The organism is Enterobacter cloacae complex sp. P1B (genome assembly GCF_014982345.1).
GTDB lineage: Bacteria > Pseudomonadota > Gammaproteobacteria > Enterobacterales > Enterobacteriaceae > Enterobacter > Enterobacter bugandensis.
Genome location: NZ_JADCLF010000013.1, coordinates 53257 through 72790 on the forward strand (window position 1 = coordinate 53257; position 19534 = coordinate 72790).

The 19534-nt window shown below is 51.5% G+C and carries 17 protein-coding genes; 11 read left to right on the forward strand and 6 right to left on the reverse strand.

Annotated elements, in window-relative coordinates; translation table 11 throughout:
• Positions 1–178: 178 nt before the first annotated feature.
• Both purU and INF77_RS13085 read right to left on the reverse strand, forming a co-directional pair.
• Complete coding sequence (gene purU / locus INF77_RS13080; protein WP_028013439.1) at positions 179–1021, reverse strand: formyltetrahydrofolate deformylase; 843 nt, start codon at positions 1019–1021, stop codon at positions 179–181.
• Positions 1022–1067: 46 nt separating this feature from the next.
• Entirely contained in the window at positions 1068–1526 is a 459-nt protein-coding gene (locus tag INF77_RS13085) for a YchJ family protein (protein WP_041909602.1), read from the reverse strand.
• A 114-nt stretch (positions 1527–1640) separates the two neighbouring features.
• Between INF77_RS13085 and rssA the strand changes: the two genes are divergently transcribed.
• The 3 genes from rssA (at position 1641) to galU (ending at position 4757) form a co-directional block, all read left to right on the forward strand.
• Positions 1641–2543 (forward strand): patatin-like phospholipase RssA, encoded by a 903-nt coding sequence (rssA, locus tag INF77_RS13090; RefSeq protein ID WP_028013437.1) that lies wholly within the window; start codon positions 1641–1643, stop codon positions 2541–2543.
• Positions 2544–2634: 91 nt separating this feature from the next.
• Positions 2635–3648 (forward strand): two-component system response regulator RssB, encoded by a 1014-nt coding sequence (gene rssB / locus INF77_RS13095; RefSeq protein ID WP_028013436.1) that lies wholly within the window; start codon positions 2635–2637, stop codon positions 3646–3648.
• A 200-nt stretch (positions 3649–3848) separates the two neighbouring features.
• Positions 3849–4757, forward strand: a complete 909-nt coding sequence (galU, locus tag INF77_RS13100; RefSeq protein WP_028013435.1) for a UTP--glucose-1-phosphate uridylyltransferase GalU — start codon at positions 3849–3851, stop codon at positions 4755–4757.
• 198 nt (positions 4758–4955) lie between these two features.
• On the opposite strand, the gene hns is transcribed toward galU, so the two are convergent.
• Positions 4956–5369, reverse strand: a complete 414-nt coding sequence (gene hns / locus INF77_RS13105) for a histone-like nucleoid-structuring protein H-NS (RefSeq protein ID WP_028013434.1) — start codon at positions 5367–5369, stop codon at positions 4956–4958.
• A 548-nt stretch (positions 5370–5917) separates the two neighbouring features.
• On the opposite strand from hns, the gene tdk reads away from it, so the two are divergent.
• Positions 5918–6532 (forward strand): thymidine kinase, encoded by a 615-nt coding sequence (tdk, locus tag INF77_RS13110; protein WP_028013433.1) that lies wholly within the window; start codon positions 5918–5920, stop codon positions 6530–6532.
• A gap of 65 nt (positions 6533–6597) precedes the next feature.
• Here the strand turns inward: tdk and adhE are convergent, their stop codons facing one another.
• On the reverse strand, positions 6598–9276 hold the full coding sequence (adhE, locus tag INF77_RS13115) for a bifunctional acetaldehyde-CoA/alcohol dehydrogenase (RefSeq protein ID WP_028013432.1): 2679 nt from the start codon (positions 9274–9276) through the stop codon (positions 6598–6600).
• Between the two features lie 478 nt (positions 9277–9754).
• On the opposite strand from adhE, the gene INF77_RS13120 reads away from it, so the two are divergent.
• The 7 genes from INF77_RS13120 (at position 9755) to INF77_RS13150 (ending at position 17644) form a co-directional block, all read left to right on the forward strand.
• Entirely contained in the window at positions 9755–10402 is a 648-nt protein-coding gene (locus tag INF77_RS13120; protein WP_041909604.1) for a YchE family NAAT transporter, read from the forward strand.
• Positions 10403–11174: 772 nt separating this feature from the next.
• Positions 11175–12806: an oligopeptide ABC transporter substrate-binding protein OppA gene (oppA, locus tag INF77_RS13125; RefSeq protein WP_193532759.1), complete on the forward strand. Its 1632-nt coding sequence runs from the start codon at positions 11175–11177 to the stop codon at positions 12804–12806.
• An 83-nt stretch (positions 12807–12889) separates the two neighbouring features.
• Positions 12890–13810 carry an oligopeptide ABC transporter permease OppB gene (oppB, locus tag INF77_RS13130; RefSeq protein WP_028013429.1) on the forward strand — a complete coding sequence of 307 codons (921 nt, stop codon included), beginning with the start codon at positions 12890–12892 and terminating at the stop codon, positions 13808–13810.
• A 14-nt stretch (positions 13811–13824) separates the two neighbouring features.
• The gene (oppC, locus tag INF77_RS13135) at positions 13825–14733 is read left to right on the forward strand and encodes an oligopeptide ABC transporter permease OppC (protein ID WP_028013428.1); all 909 of its coding nucleotides are present in this window, start codon (positions 13825–13827) and stop codon (positions 14731–14733) included.
• An 11-nt stretch (positions 14734–14744) separates the two neighbouring features.
• A complete protein-coding gene (locus INF77_RS13140; protein WP_028013427.1) occupies positions 14745–15758 on the forward strand; it encodes an ABC transporter ATP-binding protein in 1014 nt (337 codons plus the stop codon).
• Entirely contained in the window at positions 15755–16759 is a 1005-nt protein-coding gene (gene oppF / locus INF77_RS13145) for a murein tripeptide/oligopeptide ABC transporter ATP-binding protein OppF (protein WP_041909608.1), read from the forward strand. The genes INF77_RS13140 and oppF overlap by 4 nt, the downstream gene beginning before the upstream one ends.
• Before the next feature lie 48 nt (positions 16760–16807).
• Positions 16808–17644 (forward strand): ion transporter, encoded by an 837-nt coding sequence (locus tag INF77_RS13150; RefSeq protein WP_045260682.1) that lies wholly within the window; start codon positions 16808–16810, stop codon positions 17642–17644.
• A 31-nt stretch (positions 17645–17675) separates the two neighbouring features.
• Here the strand turns inward: INF77_RS13150 and INF77_RS13155 are convergent, their stop codons facing one another.
• Entirely contained in the window at positions 17676–18005 is a 330-nt protein-coding gene (locus INF77_RS13155; RefSeq protein WP_006810881.1) for an HI1450 family dsDNA-mimic protein, read from the reverse strand.
• 33 nt (positions 18006–18038) lie between these two features.
• Positions 18039–19499: a cardiolipin synthase gene (gene cls / locus INF77_RS13160; RefSeq protein WP_028013424.1), complete on the reverse strand. Its 1461-nt coding sequence runs from the start codon at positions 19497–19499 to the stop codon at positions 18039–18041.
• Positions 19500–19534 lie beyond the last annotated feature (35 nt).

The window sequence follows — 19534 nt, forward strand, 5'->3', positions numbered from 1 at the left end:
GGCCGCTCGGGAACCCCACCACGGGGTAATGCTTTTTTACTGGCCTGCTTCCTGCTGGAAGCGGGGCGCATCATATCAAATGAGACGCCCCTGTAAAGCATTCCTTTAGGGAAAAGAAGCTGTTTGCCTGCTTTTTATCCGTAAAGGCGCAAAGCTAATCAATTCATTTTCCGAAAGATTAAAGAATGATGGTTCTGTTACCGTAGACAAAGACACGCTGCGCCAGCACCTGATACAGGGCACGACTCAACACGTTCTTCTCAACGTCACGTCCGGCGCGCATCATATCTTCTGCGGTGTAGGTGTGATCCACGTGAATCACGTCCTGCATGATGATGGGACCTTCGTCCAGATTGTCATTCACGTAGTGCGCGGTTGCGCCGATGATCTTCACGCCGCGCTCGTACGCCTGGTGATAAGGCCGCGCGCCAATAAAGGCCGGCAGGAACGAGTGGTGAATGTTGATAATCTTGTTCGGGAAGCGGGCGACGAAGGAAGGCGTCAGCACGCGCATATATTTCGCCAGCACCACGTAGTCCGGGTTATGCGCTTCAATGGCAGCAGCCATCAGGTTGTCGTGCTCTTCACGGGTATGGCCTTCATGGCTTACCAGTTCAAACGGAATATCAAAACGCTCAACCAGCGTGCGCAGGGTTTCGTGGTTGCCAATAACAGCGGCAATTTCTACGTCCAGGCCGCCGTAATTGGCCTTCATCAACAGATCGCCCAGGCAGTGAGCTTCTTTCGTCACCAGAATCACAATGCGACGACGGCCCGCAGGATTCAGCTCACGCACGGAACCGTCCGGCAGCGCGCTGTCCAGATCGGCCAGCAGGGTGGTGTCGTTGAAAATGCCTTCCAGTTCGGTACGCATGAAGAAGCGACCGGTACGGTGGTCAACGAACTCGTTGTTCTGCACGATATTCAGTTCATGCTTGTAGCAAATATTGGTGATTCGTGCGATCAGCCCTTTTTGATCGGGACAGATAGTGCGCAGAACTTTACGTTGTAATGATTGCATCGCCGGGAAATCCTGTTTGTATTTGCGAAGTCTGGGTTGTCAGGCGTTACTGCCCGCAACACTTTTTGAATTTTTTTCCTGAACCACAAGGGCAGGTATCGTTACGACCAAACTGTGGACGCGTACCGTCAATATAATACCACTGCCCGCTTTCCTTTAAGAACCGGGAACGCTCGATAATGGCGCCAGGCCTGGCGTTCTCGGTAAAACGGGCAACAAAGCTGACAAACCCTTCGTCGTGGTGGCTACCGGGTGAAGATTCAAACACGGTAAGCCCAAGCCAGTGGGTGTTGGCGAACCCGGCTTCGATCTCCTGTCGGAAATCGGCGGCGTGGCAGGACGGGTGCCAGGTTTTTATCAGGTAGTCTGCGTCTTTGATCACAAAAGCAGTATACCGTGAACGCATGAGGTGTGACGGATCCGGTGCAACCTGATTGCCAGAAAGATATCGCTGGCAACATAGGCTATACTCCAGAGCGCTACCACAGGGGCAGAGTTGAGACACGATTCTCTTCCTGGAACAAAAAATAAGGGCGTAAAACGCCTCGGGTAGCACTATGTTAACTGAGCAGTTGCGTTGACGCTATGTCAGGAATCCAGGGGAAGTAAAACAGGGCTAATGAGAAAGGTTAAAATTGGACTGGCGCTGGGATCAGGTGCAGCCCGGGGATGGTCTCATATCGGCGTGATTAATGCCTTAAACAAGATGGGCGTTGACGTTGATATCGTAGCAGGATGTTCAATCGGATCGCTTGTCGGCTCCGCCTACGCGTGCGGCAAGCTTCCGGATCTCGAAACCTGGGTGCGCTCCTTCAGCTATTGGGACGTGCTGCGTCTGATGGATCTCTCCTGGCAGCGCGGTGGGCTGTTGCGCGGTGAACGCGTCTTTAACCAGTTCCGCCGGGTGATGCCTCTTGAAGACTTTACTGACTGCCGGATGCCTTTCGGTGCCGTCGCAACCAATCTCAGCACAGGCCGTGAACTCTGGCTGACCGAAGGGGATATTCACCTTGCGGTGCGTGCTTCATGCAGTATTCCTGGGCTTATGGCGCCCGTGCCCCATAACGGTTACTGGCTTGTCGATGGTGGTGTCGTGAACCCGGTTCCCATCTCTCTGACGCGCGCCATGGGGGCGGACATCGTCATCGCCGTTGATTTGCAGCACGACGCTCATCTGATGCAGCAAGACCTTATGCCGGTCAATCTGCAGAGCGAAGATGCCGACGTCGAAAAGCTTGCCTGGCATGAACGCCTGCGCGGAAGAATTGGTCGCCTGGCCGCACGACGCTCGGTTGCCGCACCGACGGCCATGGAGATCATGACCACCTCAATTCAGGTTCTTGAGAATCGCCTTAAACGTAATCGTATGGCTGGCGATCCTCCGGATATTCTTATTCAGCCTTACTGTCCGCAAATCTCTACCCTTGATTTCCATCGGGCTGAGGCCGCCATCGCAGCGGGCTCGCTAGCCGTCGAAAAGAAAATAGACGAGTTGCTGCCGTTTGTGCGAACAGCACGTTAAGCACCTTTTTTTGACTACTTCAGCAAAATCTGACAGGCGATAGTGCCGATAGCATGCCACTATTTAGTAACTGTCAGCCAGGGGAGGAACCATGACGCAGCCATTGGCCGGAAAACACATTTTGATTGTTGAAGACGAGCCCGTTTTCCGATCGCTACTGGATTCGTGGTTATCCTCGCTGGGAGCAAACACTTTACTGGCTGAAGATGGTGTCGACGCGCTGGAAAAAATGACCGGTATTACGCCCGATCTGATGATTTGCGACATCGCAATGCCGCGAATGAATGGGCTGAAACTGGTTGAACATCTGCGCAACGAGGGTGACCAGATGCCCATTCTGGTGATCTCCGCGACAGAAAATATGGCGGATATTGCCAAAGCATTACGTCTTGGCGTTCAGGATATTTTGCTGAAACCCGTCAAAGATCTGAACCGGTTACGTGAAACGGTATTAGCGTGCCTTTATCCAAATATGTTTAATTCCCGCGTTGAGGAAGAGGAACGCCTTTTTCAGGACTGGGACGCGCTGGTGAGTAATCCGCCAGCGGCGGCGAAATTGTTGCAAGAACTTCAGCCTCCCGTTCAGCAAACTATTTCCCACTGCCGCGTAAACTATCGCCAGCTGGTGGCGGCCGATCAGCCTGGGCTGGTGCTGGATATTGCACCTCTGTCTGATTCCGACCTCGCATTTTATTCTCTGGACGTAACCCGTGCAGGGGATAATGGCGTATTAGCTGCATTGTTACTTCGCGCACTCTTTAATGGATTATTGCAGGAACAGTTATCACATCAGGGACAACGGCTCCCTGAGTTAGGCAGTTTACTCAAACAGGTAAACCAGCTTTTTCGTCAGGCCAATTTACCCGGACAGTTCCCGCTGCTGGTTGGTTATTACCATAGCGGTTTAAAGAATCTTATCCTCGTTTCTGCAGGTCTCAACGCGTCACTGAATACCGGGGAACACCATATTCAGGTGAGCAACGGGGTGCCGCTTGGAACACTGGGAACGGCGTATCTAAATCAAATTAGCCATCGCTGTTCTTCCTGGCAGTGCCAAATTTGGGGTGCCGGGGGAAGGCTTCGCTTAATGTTGTCCACGGAATAAGCAATTGGATCTTAATTTTAAGATTGCTTTACCTGTGTTTTCTCGGGAGTGCTACTATCGCTGCCCAGATTCATGCGTATTTGTCCTAATTCATCGGCAACGCGTTCTTTTCAGACCCGGACTGCGGGGCGAGGCTGATATACTCAACGCGTTATTTATTGCATAAAAGTTCAAAACTTGAACAGCTCAGGAGAATTTGAATGGCTGCCCTAAATTCGAAAGTCAGAAAGGCCGTCATCCCGGTAGCGGGATTGGGGACCAGGATGTTACCAGCAACTAAGGCGATTCCTAAAGAGATGCTGCCTCTGGTTGATAAGCCATTAATCCAGTATGTCGTTAATGAGTGTATCGCGGCCGGCATTACTGAAATTGTGCTGGTTACGCATTCATCTAAAAACTCTATCGAAAACCACTTCGATACAAGTTTTGAACTCGAAGCCATGCTGGAAAAACGCGTTAAGCGTCAGCTGTTAGAAGAAGTTCAGTCTATTTGCCCTCCGCACGTCACCATTATGCAGGTTCGTCAGGGGCTGGCTAAAGGTCTGGGCCACGCGGTTATGTGTGCACACCCGGTTGTGGGTGATGAGCCCGTCGCGGTTATTCTGCCTGACGTGATTCTGGATGAATACGAATCCGATCTCTCCCAGGACAACCTGGCTGAGATGATCCACCGCTTCGACGAAACGGGCTGCAGCCAGATCATGGTTGAGCCAGTTGAAGACGTGACCGCTTACGGTGTGGTTGACTGCAAGGGCGTGAACCTTGAGCCAGGCGAAAGCGTGCCAATGGTTGGTGTCGTAGAGAAGCCTAAAGCCGACGTAGCGCCGTCTAATCTTGCAGTGGTGGGTCGCTATGTCCTGAGTGCTGAAATCTGGCCTCTGCTGGCGAAAACGCCTCCAGGAGCAGGGGATGAAATCCAGCTGACGGATGCCATTGATATGCTGATCGAGAAAGAGACCGTTGAGGCTTACCACATGAAAGGTAAGAGCCATGATTGCGGTAATAAGCTCGGTTATATGCAGGCGTTCGTTGAATACGGCATTCGCCATAATACGCTGGGTGAAGAATTTAAAGGCTGGCTCAAAGAGAGTATGGGTATTAAGAAATAATCCAGGCGTAAATCTATGAAACCGGTGTGGCGCTGCCCACCGGTTTTTTTATGCCCATAAAACGCCATGATCAGCCTGTTTGTAAGCGAAACTAAATAGCCGAATAACGCTTTATGACGGAGTGTAAGAGGATGTTAGTGATAAATTGCGGGCAAAAAAAATCCCACCAGAGGCGGGATTTTTCTGAATTCGGCTTGATTAATCCTTGATCAGGAAGTCATCCAGCTGTTTACCTTGCTCATCCATAGCTTTCTTGATTACAGCAGGAGTACGGCCCTGGCCGGTCCAGGTTTTAGTTTCGCCGTTCTCATCTACATAGCTATATTTAGCAGGACGGGCAGCGCGTTTTGCTTTGGTACCGGTTTTTGCAGCAGCAATGCTGTTCAGCAATTCATTTGGATCGATACCATCAGCAATCAGCATTTCACGATATTGCTGCAGTTTACGCGTACGCTCTTCGATTTCAGCTGCAGCAGCGCTTTCTTCTTCGCGACGTTCATTAACTACAACTTCTAATTTTTCCAGCATTTCTTCGAGCGTTTCAAGGGTACATTCTCTTGCCTGCGCACGAAGAGTACGGATGTTGTTCAGAATTTTAAGTGCTTCGCTCATTGTAGTAATCTCAAACTTATAATGGGGGGTGGTTTGTTGACCTAATAATAGAGCCATAAATTCAGATGTGCAATAGCCAGGAATGTAAGGAATTCAAAAAATACTAAATAAAGCCGCTATTATTAATTACGCTAACTTAAATTTCCTCTTTGGCAGTCTCGCTTGTTATCACGATAACCTGCTTAACCCCGCCGCTTGCATCTTTTTTTTGTGACATTTGCCGCAGGAATTATAGTTTCGGCGGATAAATATCAGCCTTTTGTATTAGTTCCAGGCGACGATGTTAAGGCAGGAATAGTTAATAAATAGTGAATTTTAATGAACGCAGATTCCACTATAAAAAGAAGTGTTATGTTTGGCTAACCATATAATCCATTCACCAGCATGACCGTCATTACTCTCTGTTTTAGCGGATTATTTTTGCGAAAAGAGGGCGTTTTACACCTTTCAGCACGGCATCGTTTGTGCGGCGTGTCGCTGATGACCAGACAAAATATGGTACAATGAATCATCGGGAATATTACACATTGATTAGGGTTTTACGGCCAATGGCACAACTTTATTTCTACTATTCGGCAATGAATGCTGGGAAATCCACCGCACTGTTGCAATCCTCATACAATTACCAGGAACGAGGAATGCGTACCGTTGTTTATACCGCTGAAATCGACGATCGCTTCGGTGCAGGGAAGGTGAGTTCCAGAATAGGCCTCTCTTCGCCAGCCAGGCTGTTTAACCCGCAAACTGACCTGCTGGAGGATATCCGCGCTGCGCATGCGTCAGAGCCCATTCACTGCGTGCTGGTTGATGAGAGCCAGTTCCTGACGCGTGAACAGGTGCACGCGCTCTCTGAAGTGGTTGATGAGCTCGATATCCCCGTTCTGTGCTACGGTCTGCGTACGGACTTCCGCGGGGAGCTGTTTGCCGGAAGCCAGTATTTGCTTGCCTGGTCAGATAAGCTGGTTGAACTAAAAACTATCTGTTTCTGCGGACGCAAGGCCAGTATGGTGCTTCGTCTCGACCAGGCTGGAAAACCTTATGCGGACGGTGAGCAGGTGGTGATTGGTGGCAATGAACGCTATGTGTCGGTCTGTCGTAAGCATTATAAGGAAGCGTTGTCCGTAGGCTCGCTGACGGCGATCCAGCACGACAACAGAAAATAATATCCGCCGTTATTCAGACATAAAAAAACCCGCCATACAGGCGGGTTTTTTCATCAGACTGTCAGTTAAGCGCTTTTCTTCGCTTTCTTGTCAGCTTTAATGACCGGAGCTTCTGTTTTCACAGCAGCAACGTCACCTTCTTTGAACTCACGACCGTAGTAGGTATCCAGCAGAATCTGTTTCAGCTCGGAGATCAGTGGGTAGCGCGGGTTAGCACCAGTACACTGGTCATCGAAGGCATCTTCAGACAGCTTGTCTACGTGAGCGAGGAAGTCAGCTTCCTGAACGCCTGCTTCACGGATAGATTTAGGAATACCCAGTTCAGCTTTCAGGCTTTCCAGCCATGCCAGCAGTTTCTCAATCTTCGCAGCAGTACGGTCGCCCGGTGCGCTCAGACCAAGGTGGTCAGCGATTTCAGCATAACGACGGCGCGCTTGCGGACGGTCATACTGGCTGAACGCAGTCTGCTTGGTTGGGTTGTCGTTGGCGTTATAGCGGATAACGTTGCTGATCAACAGGGCGTTCGCCAGACCGTGAGGAATGTGGAACTGTGAACCCAGCTTGTGCGCCATAGAGTGGCAAACACCCAGGAAGGCGTTCGCAAACGCGATACCGGCGATGGTTGCTGCACTGTGGACACGTTCACGTGCTACAGGGTTTTTAGAACCTTCGTTGTAGGACGCTGGCAGGTTTTCTTTCAGCAGTTTCAGAGCCTGCAGAGCCTGACCGTCAGAGAACTCAGACGCCAGTACAGAAACGTAGGCTTCCAGCGCGTGAGTCACGGCATCCAGACCACCGAACGCACACAGAGACTTCGGCATTTCCATGACCAGGTTGGCATCAACGATAGCCATATCTGGCGTCAGCGCGTAGTCAGCCAGCGGATATTTCTGACCTGTTGCGTCATCTGTTACTACCGCGAATGGCGTCACTTCTGAGCCGGTACCGGAAGTAGTGGTGACGGCGATCATTTTCGCTTTCACGCCCATTTTCGGGAACTTGTAGATACGTTTACGGATGTCCATAAAGCGCAGCGCCAGTTCTTCGAAGTGGGTTTCCGGATGTTCGTACATAACCCACATGATTTTCGCGGCGTCCATTGGGGAACCACCACCCAGTGCGATAATCACATCTGGTTTGAAGGAGTTCGCCAGTTCAGCACCTTTGCGTACAACGCTCAGGGTTGGGTCAGCTTCAACTTCGAAGAACACTTCAGTTTCGACGCCAGCTGCTTTCAGCACAGAGGTGATCTGGTCAGCGTAGCCGTTGTTGAACAGGAAACGGTCAGTCACGATGAGCGCACGTTTGTGGCCATCAGTAATCACTTCATCCAGCGCGATTGGCAGAGAGCCACGGCGGAAGTAGATAGATTTCGGAAGTTTGTGCCACAACATGTTTTCAGCTCGCTTAGCAACGGTTTTCTTGTTGATCAGGTGTTTTGGACCAACGTTTTCAGAGATGGAGTTACCACCCCAGGAACCACAACCCAGAGTCAGGGAAGGTGCGAGTTTGAAGTTATACAGGTCACCGATACCACCCTGAGAAGCAGGGGTGTTAATCAGGATACGGGCAGTTTTCATCATCTGACCGAAGTGGGCAACACGCTCTGGCTGGTTATCCTGGTCGGTGTACAGACATGAGGTATGACCGATACCGCCCATAGCAACCAGCTTCTCGGCTTTTTCTACCGCGTCTTCGAAATCTTTCGCACGGTACATAGCAAGCGTAGGAGACAGTTTTTCGTGAGCAAACGGCTCGCTTTCGTCGACAACTTTAACTTCACCGATCAGGATCTTGGTGGTCGCCGGAACGGTAAAGCCTGCGAGTTCAGCGATTTTATAGGCTGGCTGACCTACAATAGCAGCGTTCAGCGCGCCATTTTTCAGGATAATGTCCTGAACCGCTTTCAGCTCTTTGCCCTGCAGCAGGTAGCCGCCGTGGCTGGCGAAACGCTCGCGTACTGCGTCGTACACGGAATCAACAACAACTACAGACTGTTCAGATGCACAGATAACGCCGTTATCGAAGGTTTTAGACATCAGCACAGACGCAACAGCACGTTTGATGTCAGCGGTTTCATCGATAACAACGGGGGTGTTACCTGCGCCTACACCGATTGCTGGTTTACCGGAGCTGTATGCTGCTTTAACCATACCAGGACCACCGGTCGCCAGAATCAGGTTAATGTCCGGGTGATGCATCAGCGCGTTAGACAGTTCAACAGAAGGTTGGTCGATCCAGCCAATCAGATCTTTTGGTGCGCCCGCAGCAATTGCTGCCTGCAGAACGATGTCTGCTGCTTTATTTGTTGCGTCTTTCGCACGTGGATGTGGAGAGAAGATGATTGCGTTACGGGTCTTCAGGCTGATCAGCGATTTGAAGATAGCCGTTGAAGTTGGGTTAGTCGTTGGAACAATACCGCAAATGATGCCGATAGGTTCGGCGATGGTGATCGTCCCGAAGGTGTCGTCTTCAGACAGAACGCCACAGGTTTTCTCATCTTTATAGGCGTTGTAGATATACTCAGAAGCAAAGTGGTTTTTGATCACTTTATCTTCAACGATACCCATGCCAGATTCGGCAACGGCCATTTTAGCGAGAGGGATTCGAGCATCTGCAGCAGCCAGAGCGGCCGCGCGGAAGATTTTATCAACCTGTTCTTGGGTGAAATTGGCATATTCACGCTGGGCTTTTTTAACGCGCTCGACGAGGGCGTTCAGTTCAGCGATATTAGTAACAGCCATAATGCTCTCCTGATAATGTTTAAACTCTTTTAGTAAACCAGCGCTCGATACGTCAGACAGTATAGACAGTGCCAATACGACTTGCGTTACATAAAGTAAAACAAAGGGTTACTTTATGCTCCAGTACACTAATTTACTAAAAGAGCCTTACCTTAGCATCATCCCTTTTTGTCAGGTGACCTCCCTGGGGGCGTAATCAAGATTACTCACTTCTGAGTACGGAAATCATGATCTGCGTCAATTTTCCACCAAGCTGATACCTTTCAGCAGGGTTATTTAATGGATATATTTCCACTGTTAATTAATTAAGTAACTATTGGAAGTGACGCTATCATTGTCTCAACATATGTTTAACATTCTGAAATGCTAACGTTTTGGCACAGATTTCTGGTGAAGTATGCTAATAAAAAGCGTATCTTCAGCGCGATTTTTCCTAACAATGTAACTGTCCCGGGCATGCGCAAAAGCGGAGCAAAACGTGATCCAAACGCTCTTTGATTTTCCAACGTATTTCAAATTTTTTATTGGTCTGTTTGCCCTGGTCAACCCGGTGGGGATCATTCCTGTCTTCATTAGTATGACCAGTTACCAGACGGCGGCGGCCCGGAACAAAACCAATCTTACCGCTAACCTGTCTGTGGCGATCATTTTGCTCACCTCGCTTTTCCTGGGTGATGCCATTCTCCAGCTCTTTGGCATCTCGATTGACTCCTTCCGCATTGCGGGCGGGATCCTGGTGGTGACCATTGCCATGTCCATGATCAGCGGTAAGCTGGGTGAGGATAAGCAGAACAAGCAGGAAAAGTCAGAAACCGCCATCCGTGAAAGTATCGGCGTGGTTCCGTTGGCATTGCCCCTCATGGCCGGGCCGGGTGCCATCAGTTCAACCATTGTCTGGGGCACGCGTTACCATAGCCTCATGCATTTGATTGGTTTTTCTGTCGCGATTGCCGTTTTCGCGCTCTGTTGCTGGGGCGTATTCCGTATGGCGCCGTTGCTGGTACGCCTGCTGGGGCAGACCGGCATCAACGTTATTACGCGTATCATGGGGCTGCTGTTAATGGCACTCGGGATCGAATTCATTGTCACGGGTATTAAAAGCATTTTCCCCGGCTTGTTACATTGATATTTCATACGAAAGAACGGCGCTTCGGCGCCGTTTTTTTTGTATCAATATCAGCAAATCATATAAATAAAGTTGAAAAGCTTACCTGTCATAATAAATTCTACTAATAATGTTCATCTCATATATTTCATAGAGTTATGAATTCATCTCAAGCCTGCCTGCACAGAAAATCTTCGAACGCACTGTTATTTTACTCACACGATAGTCTTGGGCTTGCTGCGGGATAACCGAAATGATATTAGTAATTTCAACATTTCGTTAGATGAATGTGCTAAATAATAATCAATTGTTAAATTTTCGTACAAAACTACCCGATGATAATGCAGCGACGCGCCAGAAGGGAAAATCTTCCATATTGGTTTGAATTTTAAGTGTTTTTTAGGGGGCTCAACGTATGGAAGGGCTGGGCAGGACGATACGACCTGGGCCGTAAAAGAGAATTGCTTAACAAATTTGCAAAATGTATTGGCGCGTGTTTACGCCATTTGATACTTTCCGGCCTACTATTTTGCAGCCTAAAACAAGTAGATGAGAATTATTTTCATATAATCCTCTTCTCAGATATCCAGCACAGGTCTCAAACAGGGGAGGCCTGGCAAGAATCGACGCAAGACGGCCATACGAGCGGTCAGTAATAAAAAAGTCGGTGATAGCAAGCAGTAAAAAAAGAACCTGACAGCAGCAAAAAAAAACTCCTGCGCTGTACAGGCCCCAACAGGGGATTAGACAGCTGGCGAAAGCCAGTAATTATAATGAGTGGAGTACCAACACAATGTCCATCATCACAAAAAAAAATCTGGTAGCGGCGGGGATTTTAACTGCGCTAATCGCGGGAAACGCTGCAATGGCTGCGGACGTTCCTGCAGGTGTTCAACTGGCGGAAAAACAGACGCTGGTGCGTAACAACGGTGCGGAAGTGCAGTCTCTCGATCCGCATAAAATTGAAGGCGTTCCTGAGTCAAACGTTAACCGCGACCTGTTTGAAGGCCTGCTGGTGACTGACGTAGACGGCCACCCGGCACCGGGTGTGGCAGAAAAGTGGGAAAATAAAGATTTCAAAGTCTGGACCTTCCATCTGCGTAAAGATGCCAAATGGTCCGACGGTACACCGGTTACCGCCGAAGATTTCGTATATAGCTGGCAGCGTCTGGCGAATCCAAATACCGCCTCTCCGTATGCGAGCTATCTGCAGTATGGCCACATTGCCAATATCGATGACATCATCGCCGGTAAAAAGCCGGTCACCGACCTGGGCGTGAAGGCGATCGATGCTAATACCTTTGAAGTGACGTTGAGCGAACCTGTTCCGTACTTCTATAAGCTGCTCGTTCACCCATCCGTCTCGCCGGTACCAAAATCCGCCGTGGAAAAATTTGGTGAAAAATGGACGCAGCCTGCCAATATCGTGACCAACGGCGCCTATAAGCTGAAAGACTGGGTGGTCAACGAACGTATGGTGCTGGAACGTAACCCGCAGTACTGGGATAACGCGAAGACCGTGATTAATCAGGTCACCTACCTGCCAATCTCTTCCGAAGTGACCGACGTTAACCGCTACCGCAGCGGTGAAATTGACATGACCTATAACAACATGCCGATTGAACTGTTCCAGAAGCTGAAGAAAGAGATCCCGAAAGAAGTTCACGTCGATCCATATCTGTGCACCTATTATTACGAAATCAACAACCAGAAAGCACCGTTCACCGACGTGCGCGTTCGTACCGCGCTGAAGCTGGCACTGGATCGCGATATCATCGTGAACAAAGTGAAAAACCAGGGCGATCTGCCGGCGTACAGCTACACGCCTCCGTATACCGATGGGATGAAACTGGTTGAGCCTGAGTGGTTCAAATGGTCGCAGGAAAAACGTAACGAAGAAGCGAAAAAACTGCTGGCTGAAGCAGGATACACCGCAGACAAGCCGCTGACGTTCAACCTGCTGTATAACACATCAGATCTGCATAAAAAACTGGCGATTGCCGTCGCGTCTATCTGGAAGAAAAACCTGGGCGTGAACGTTAAGCTGGAAAACCAAGAGTGGAAAACCTTCCTCGATACGCGTCATCAGGGGACCTTCGACGTGGCGCGTGCGGGCTGGTGTGCGGACTATAACGAACCGACATCATTCCTGAACACCATGCTCAGCGACAGTTCAAACAACACGGCGCACTATAAGAGCCCGGCGTTTGACAAGATCATCACTGAAACCCTGAAAGTGTCTGACGATGCGCAGCGCGCAGAGCTGTACGCGAAATCAGAAGAACAGCTCGATAAAGACTCTGCAATTGTACCGGTTTACTACTACGTTAACGCCCGTCTGGTGAAACCGTGGGTAGGGGGTTATACCGGTAAAGACCCGTTGGATAATATTTCCGTTAAGAATCTTTATATTATCAAGCATTAATGGCAATACGTGGGGCGAGCCTGGCTTGCCCCACTGTGTCTACTTTGTAACATTCATCAGGCACACGCCAGAAGGTACGGGCAATGTTGAAATTTATCCTGCGTCGCTGTTTAGAAGCGATACCAACGTTATTTATTCTAATTACGATTTCCTTCTTTATGATGCGTCTCGCGCCGGGAAGTCCATTTACCGGCGAACGTACGTTGCCGCCAGAAGTCATGGCCAACATCGAGGCGAAGTATCACTTAAACGATCCCATCACCACCCAATACTTCAACTATCTGAAGCAGCTGGCGCACGGTGATTTTGGACCGTCATTTAAATATAAAGACTATTCCGTTAACGATCTGGTGGCCTCCAGCTTCCCGGTCTCGGCAAAACTGGGTGCTGCAGCATTCATTCTGGCCGTCGTTCTCGGGGTCACCGCAGGCGTTATCGCCGCGCTCAGACAAAATACCAAATGGGATTATGCCGTAATGGGGGTGGCAATGACCGGGGTAGTCATACCCAGCTTCGTTGTCGCGCCATTGCTGGTGATGATATTTGCCATCACGCTGAAATGGCTGCCCGGGGGCGGCTGGAACGGCGGGGCATTGAAGTTCATGATTTTGCCGATGGTGGCATTATCGCTGGCCTACATCGCCAGTATCGCGCGTATTACCCGTGGTTCAATGATCGAAGTGCTGCACTCAAACTTCATCCGCACCGCGCGCGCGAAAGGGCTGCCGATGCGCCGGATCATCTTCCGCCACGCGCTCAAGCCGGCGCTGCTGCCTGTGCTCTCCTATATGGGACCGGCATTCGTCGGCATCATTACGGGTTCAATGGTTATCGAAACAATTTACGGCCTGCCGGGTATTGGTCAACTGTTCGTAAACGGAGCGCTTAACCGTGACTACTCGCTCGTTCTGAGCCTCACGATCCTCGTGGGCGCACTGACCATTCTCTTTAACGCCGTTGTCGATGTGCTGTATGCCGTTATCGACCCGAAAATTCGTTACTAACGCTGGAGCACGCCATGATGTTGAGTAAGAAAAACAGCGAGGCGCTGGAAAACTTCAGTGAAAAACTGGAAGTAGAAGGTCGTAGCCTCTGGCAGGACGCGCGCCGTCGCTTTATGCATAACCGTGCGGCGGTCGCCAGCCTGGTTGTGCTGGTGATCATCGCGCTGTTTGTCACCCTGGCGCCGATGCTGTCGCAATTTACCTATTTCGATACGGACTGGGGCATGATGTCCAGCGCGCCTGATATGGAGTCCGGCCACTATTTCGGTACCGATTCATCCGGCCGTGATTTGCTGGTGCGCGTGGCAATTGGTGGCCGTATTTCTCTGATGGTCGGTATCGCCGCCGCGCTGGTGGCGGTGATCGTGGGGACGCTTTACGGCGCGCTTTCCGGCTACCTGGGCGGCAAAGTAGACTCGGTGATGATGCGTCTCCTGGAAATCCTGAACTCCTTCCCGTTTATGTTCTTCGTGATTTTGCTGGTGACCTTCTTCGGCCAGAACATCCTGTTGATCTTCGTGGCCATCGGGATGGTTTCCTGGCTGGATATGGCGCGTATCGTGCGCGGCCAGACGCTGAGCCTCAAACGCAAAGAGTTTATCGAAGCGGCGCAGGTAGGGGGGGTATCAACCAGTAATATCGTGGTTCGTCATATCGTGCCTAACGTGCTGGGCGTGGTGGTGGTCTATGCCTCACTGCTGGTGCCAAGCATGATTCTGTTTGAATCCTTCCTCAGCTTCCTGGGGCTGGGCACGCAGGAGCCACTGAGCAGCTGGGGTGCGCTGCTGAGCGACGGCGCAAACTCGATGGAAGTTTCACCGTGGCTGCTGCTTTATCCGGCGGGTTTCCTGGTCGTTACCCTGTTTTGTTTTAACTTTATCGGCGATGGCCTGCGTGATGCCCTCGACCCGAAAGACCGTTAAGGAGCGCCGTCATGACAATTATTGAAACGGCCACCGCGCCACAGGCGCAGCAGCAGAGCAATCTTCTGCTGGATGTTAAAGACCTCCGCGTGACCTTTAAAACCCCGGACGGCGATGTTACTGCGGTCAACGATCTCAACTTTAACCTGAGCAAAGGGGAAACGCTGGGGATCGTGGGTGAATCCGGCTCCGGAAAATCCCAGACGGCATTTGCGTTAATGGGCCTGCTGGCCGCTAACGGCGTGATTGGCGGTTCGGCGAAATTCAACGGTCGCGAAATTCTTAACCTGCCGGAGCTCGAGCTGAACAAGCTTCGCGCCGAACAGATCTCAATGATTTTCCAGGATCCGATGACCTCCCTGAACCCGTATATGCGCGTCGGTGAGCAGCTGATGGAAGTCCTGATGCTGCACAAAGGTCTGGGCAAAGCGGAAGCTTTTGAGGAATCCGTTAAAATGCTGGATGCGGTAAAAATGCCGGAAGCGCGCAAGCGCATGCGCATGTTCCCGCACGAGTTCTCTGGCGGTATGCGTCAGCGCGTGATGATTGCCATGGCGCTGCTGTGCCGGCCAAAACTGCTGATTGCCGATGAACCGACTACCGCGCTGGACGTCACCGTGCAGGCGCAAATCATGACCCTGCTGAACGAGCTTAAACGTGAGTTCAACACGGCGATTATCATGATCACCCACGATCTGGGCGTGGTTGCCGGTATCTGTGACAAAGTGCTGGTGATGTACGCCGGGCGCACCATGGAATACGGCAAAGCGCGCGACGTGTTCTATCAGCCAGCCCATCCGTACTCGATTGGCCTGCTGAACGCGGTACCGCGTCTTGATGCGGAAGGGGAATCCCTGCTCACCATTCCGGGCAACCCGCCAAACCTGCTGCGACTGCCGAAAGGCTGTCCGTTCCAGCCGCGCTGCCCGCACGCGATGGAAATCTGTAACAGCGCGCCGCCGCTGGAAGAATTTGCCCCAGGCCGTCTGCGCGCCTGCTTTAAGCCGCAGGAGGAGCTGGTATGAACGCAGTAGATGAAAAACGCAACGTGCTGCTCGAAATCGCCGACCTCAAGGTGCATTTCGACATCAAAGACGGTAAGCAGTGGTTCTGGCAGCCGCCGAAGACCCTGAAAGCGGTAGATGGCGTCACCTTGCGTCTGTATGAGGGGGAAACCCTGGGCGTGGTGGGTGAATCCGGCTGCGGTAAATCCACCTTTGCGCGTGCGATTATCGGTCTGGTAAAAGCCACCGGCGGCAAAGTGGCCTGGCTGGGTAAAGATCTGCTGGGCATGAAGCCTGACGAGTGGCGCGACGTGCGCAGCGATATCCAGATGATTTTCCAGGATCCGCTGGCGTCATTAAACCCGCGTATGACCATCGGTGAGATTATCGCCGAACCGCTGCGCACCTATCATCCAAAGATGCCGCGTCAGGAAGTCCGCGACCGCGTGAAGGCGATGATGCTCAAAGTCGGGCTGTTGCCTAACCTCATTAACCGTTACCCGCATGAATTTTCAGGCGGCCAGTGTCAGCGTATTGGCATTGCGCGTGCGCTTATCCTTGAGCCGAAACTGATTATTTGTGATGAACCGGTCTCCGCGCTGGACGTGTCGATTCAGGCGCAGGTGGTTAACCTGCTTCAGAAACTACAGCGCGAAATGGGGCTGTCGCTGATCTTCATTGCGCACGACCTGGCGGTGGTAAAACACATCTCCGACCGCGTGCTGGTGATGTATTTGGGCCATGCCGTGGAACTGGGAACCTATGACGAGGTGTACCATAACCCGCTGCACCCATATACCAAAGCGCTGATGTCGGCGGTGCCGATCCCCGATCCGGATCTGGAAAAGAATAAAACGATTCAGCTTCTGGAAGGGGAATTGCCGTCGCCGATCAATCCGCCGTCGGGCTGCGTGTTCCGCACGCGATGCCCGATGGCCGGGCCGGAATGCGCGAAAACGCGACCGGTGCTGGAGGGCAGTTTCCGACATGCGGTTTCCTGCCTGAAAGTAGACCCGCTATAATCGCAAGGGCTGACATGATGTCAGCCCTTATTTTTTTGCGAGGTTACCGTGTCGCGTTTATTCACTTCAGCCCGTCGGCGGCTCTATCATCTTTTATTCGATCCTGAAACGGTATCGGGACGCCGTTTTGAAGGTCTGTGTGCGCTGTTTGCGCTACTGAGCGTAGTGGTCATCTTTATTGAATCGGGTGTGGGGACGCAATATCACCTGACATTTGAGGAATGGCATGCGTTTGTCTGGCTGGAACTTATTATTACCCTGGTCTTTACCGCTGAGTATATTCTGCGTGTTGTTTGCTGGCCCAACCCGGCAAAGTACGTCTTTAGCTTCTGGGGCTTTATTGATTTAGCGACGATCCTGCCGCTCTATGTGATGTGGCTGTGGCCGGAGATCAGCCTCAACTATGTTTTCGCCTGGCGAGCGATGCGCGTTATTCGGGTCTTGCGTATCCTGAAGTTACTGCGCTTTATGCCGTCGCTGCGCGTATTCTGGAGCGCGATCGTCAGCGCACGCCATCAGCTTATTCTGTTCTATTCGTTTATTGCCATCGTGATGATTGTTTTTGGCGCGCTGATGTATTTGATCGAAGGGCCGAAATATGGCTTCACGACGCTCAACGCTTCCGTCTACTGGGCGATAGTGACCGTTACGACCGTGGGGTATGGCGATATCACGCCCCATACGCCGCTGGGACGGATTGTGGCATCCGTGCTGATTCTGATTGGGTATTCGGTAATTGCCATTCCGACGGGGCTTATTACCACGCACATGAGCAGCGCGTTTCAGAACCATAAACAGCGGCGCAAATGTCCGAACTGCCACCAGGCCGATCATGAACACAGCGCGCGGTTTTGCAACCGCTGCGGAAGCGCGTTACCGGATTAAATAAAAAAGGCTGCTATCGCAGCCTTTTTTATTATTCGCGCCAGAGTATGTGGCACAGCTTGTGGTCTTTCTCACGACACAGCAGGACGCGCGCAAAAATGTCGTTAATTTCACCGCCGTCTTCATCAGCCAGCCCAATAACCACTTCGGCAAAGAAGTCAGGGTTCAGGTCGAAATCTACATGTTCGGCCCAGTCCTCTGAAGGGTCGAACAATTCGGCACCGCCGCGCTCTTCGAACTGCAGATTAAAGAGGATCACGTCTGCGGGATCGAGGTTATCAACCGCCAGTTCGAGAAAAATGTCATAGGCCTGCTCGAGCGTTTCGTCTTCGGTCAGGCGATTGTTCAGATCCATTTCCATGATGACTACCTGTTTAACATCGTTGGGCACGTTTTACAGCAACGGACTAAAGAAGTAAAACAGTCGTTCAGCTATTCGCTGCCATAACGGACGTTTTACCCACAGCCTGGCATCCAGCAGCCGCGAGCGGGAGATATAGTCATCCTGAACCGCCGCCAGGTCACCGCCAAAGCCGGCGTCATCAATCACCAGGGTGATTTCAAAGTTTAGCCACAGGCTGCGCATATCAAGGTTAACCGTGCCCACCAGGCTTAATTCGCCGTCGACCAGCACGCTCTTAGTGTGCAGGAGCCCGCCTTCAAACTGGTAAATTTTCACCCCGGCGGCAAGCAGTTCGCTAAAGAAGGCACGGCTGGCCCAGCCCACCAGAAGGGAGTCATTTTTACGTGGCAGAATGATACTGACATCGACGCCGCGCTGCGCTGCGGTACAAATCGCGTGCAGCAGATCATCGCTGGGGACAAAGTAGGGCGTCGTCATGATCAGATATTCACGCGCGGAGTAGGTTGCCGTCAGCAGCGCCTGGTGAATCAAGTCCTCCGGGAAGCCTGGTCCGGAGGCGATAGTATGAATTGTATGACCGCTGGCCTCTTCAAACGGCATAATATTGCCATCCGGCGGTGGCGGCAGGATACGCTTGCCGGTCTCTATCTCCCAGTCGCAGGAGTAAACGATGCCCATCGAGGTGGCAATCGGCCCCTCCATTCGCGCCATCAGATCCACCCATTGCCCGACGCCGGAGTCCTGTTTAAAGAAGCGCGGGTCAACCATGTTCATACTGCCGGTGTAGGCAATATAGTTATCGATCATGACCATTTTACGGTGCTGGCGAAGGTCCATCCGGCGCAGAAACACGCGCAGGAGATTCACCTTCAGTGCCTCAACCACCTCGATACCGGCGTTACGCATCATGCCCGCCCAGGGGCTACGGAAAAATGCCACGCTGCCCGCGGAGTCCAGCATCAGACGGCAGTGGATCCCCCTGCGTGCGGCCGCCATCAAGGATTCAGCGACCTGGTCAGCCATGCCGCCGGGCTGCCAGATATAAAACACCATCTCAATATTATGGCGAGCCAGCTGAATATCGCGGATTAACGCCTGCATGACATCATCGGACGACGTCAGAAGCTGGAGCTGATTGCCCTTAACGCCGCCAATCCCCTGGCGGCGCTCGCAGAGCTTAAACAGCGAGGAGGCGACGCTGCTGTTCTCCTCGGCAAAGATATGCTTACAGGCTTTGAGATCGTTAAGCCACTTCGCGGTGGAAGGCCACATTGCGCGCGCCCGCTCGGCACGGCGCTTACCCAGATGAAGCTCACCGAAAGAGAGATAGGCAATAATTCCCACCAGTGGGAGGATATAAATGATCAGAAGCCAGGCCATGGCAGAGGGTACGGCTCTGCGCTTCATCAGGATGCGTAACGTCACACCCGCGATTAACAGCCAGTATCCCAGAATGACCAGCCAACTCACCACGGTGTAGAAGGTTGTCATAGATAAAAAAATCCTTTTGAAAGCGTATTGTTATG

Bases quoted from the DNA above. Each gene is read 5' to 3' on its own strand.
- oppA (WP_193532759.1), top strand. From the start codon at position 11,175: ATGTCCATCATCACAAAAAAAAATCTGGTAGCGGCGGGGATTTTAACT.
- INF77_RS13155 (WP_006810881.1), bottom strand. From the start codon at position 18,005: ATGGAAATGGATCTGAACAATCGCCTGACCGAAGACGAAACGCTCGAG.
- galU (WP_028013435.1), top strand. From the start codon at position 3,849: ATGGCTGCCCTAAATTCGAAAGTCAGAAAGGCCGTCATCCCGGTAGCG.
- hns (WP_028013434.1), bottom strand. From the start codon at position 5,369: ATGAGCGAAGCACTTAAAATTCTGAACAACATCCGTACTCTTCGTGCG.
- cls (WP_028013424.1), bottom strand. From the start codon at position 19,499: ATGACAACCTTCTACACCGTGGTGAGTTGGCTGGTCATTCTGGGATAC.
- adhE (WP_028013432.1), bottom strand. From the start codon at position 9,276: ATGGCTGTTACTAATATCGCTGAACTGAACGCCCTCGTCGAGCGCGTT.
- INF77_RS13140 (WP_028013427.1), top strand. From the start codon at position 14,745: ATGACAATTATTGAAACGGCCACCGCGCCACAGGCGCAGCAGCAGAGC.
- rssB (WP_028013436.1), top strand. From the start codon at position 2,635: ATGACGCAGCCATTGGCCGGAAAACACATTTTGATTGTTGAAGACGAG.
- oppF (WP_041909608.1), top strand. From the start codon at position 15,755: ATGAACGCAGTAGATGAAAAACGCAACGTGCTGCTCGAAATCGCCGAC.
- oppC (WP_028013428.1), top strand. From the start codon at position 13,825: ATGATGTTGAGTAAGAAAAACAGCGAGGCGCTGGAAAACTTCAGTGAA.
- oppB (WP_028013429.1), top strand. From the start codon at position 12,890: ATGTTGAAATTTATCCTGCGTCGCTGTTTAGAAGCGATACCAACGTTA.
- tdk (WP_028013433.1), top strand. From the start codon at position 5,918: ATGGCACAACTTTATTTCTACTATTCGGCAATGAATGCTGGGAAATCC.
- purU (WP_028013439.1), bottom strand. From the start codon at position 1,021: ATGCAATCATTACAACGTAAAGTTCTGCGCACTATCTGTCCCGATCAA.
- rssA (WP_028013437.1), top strand. From the start codon at position 1,641: ATGAGAAAGGTTAAAATTGGACTGGCGCTGGGATCAGGTGCAGCCCGG.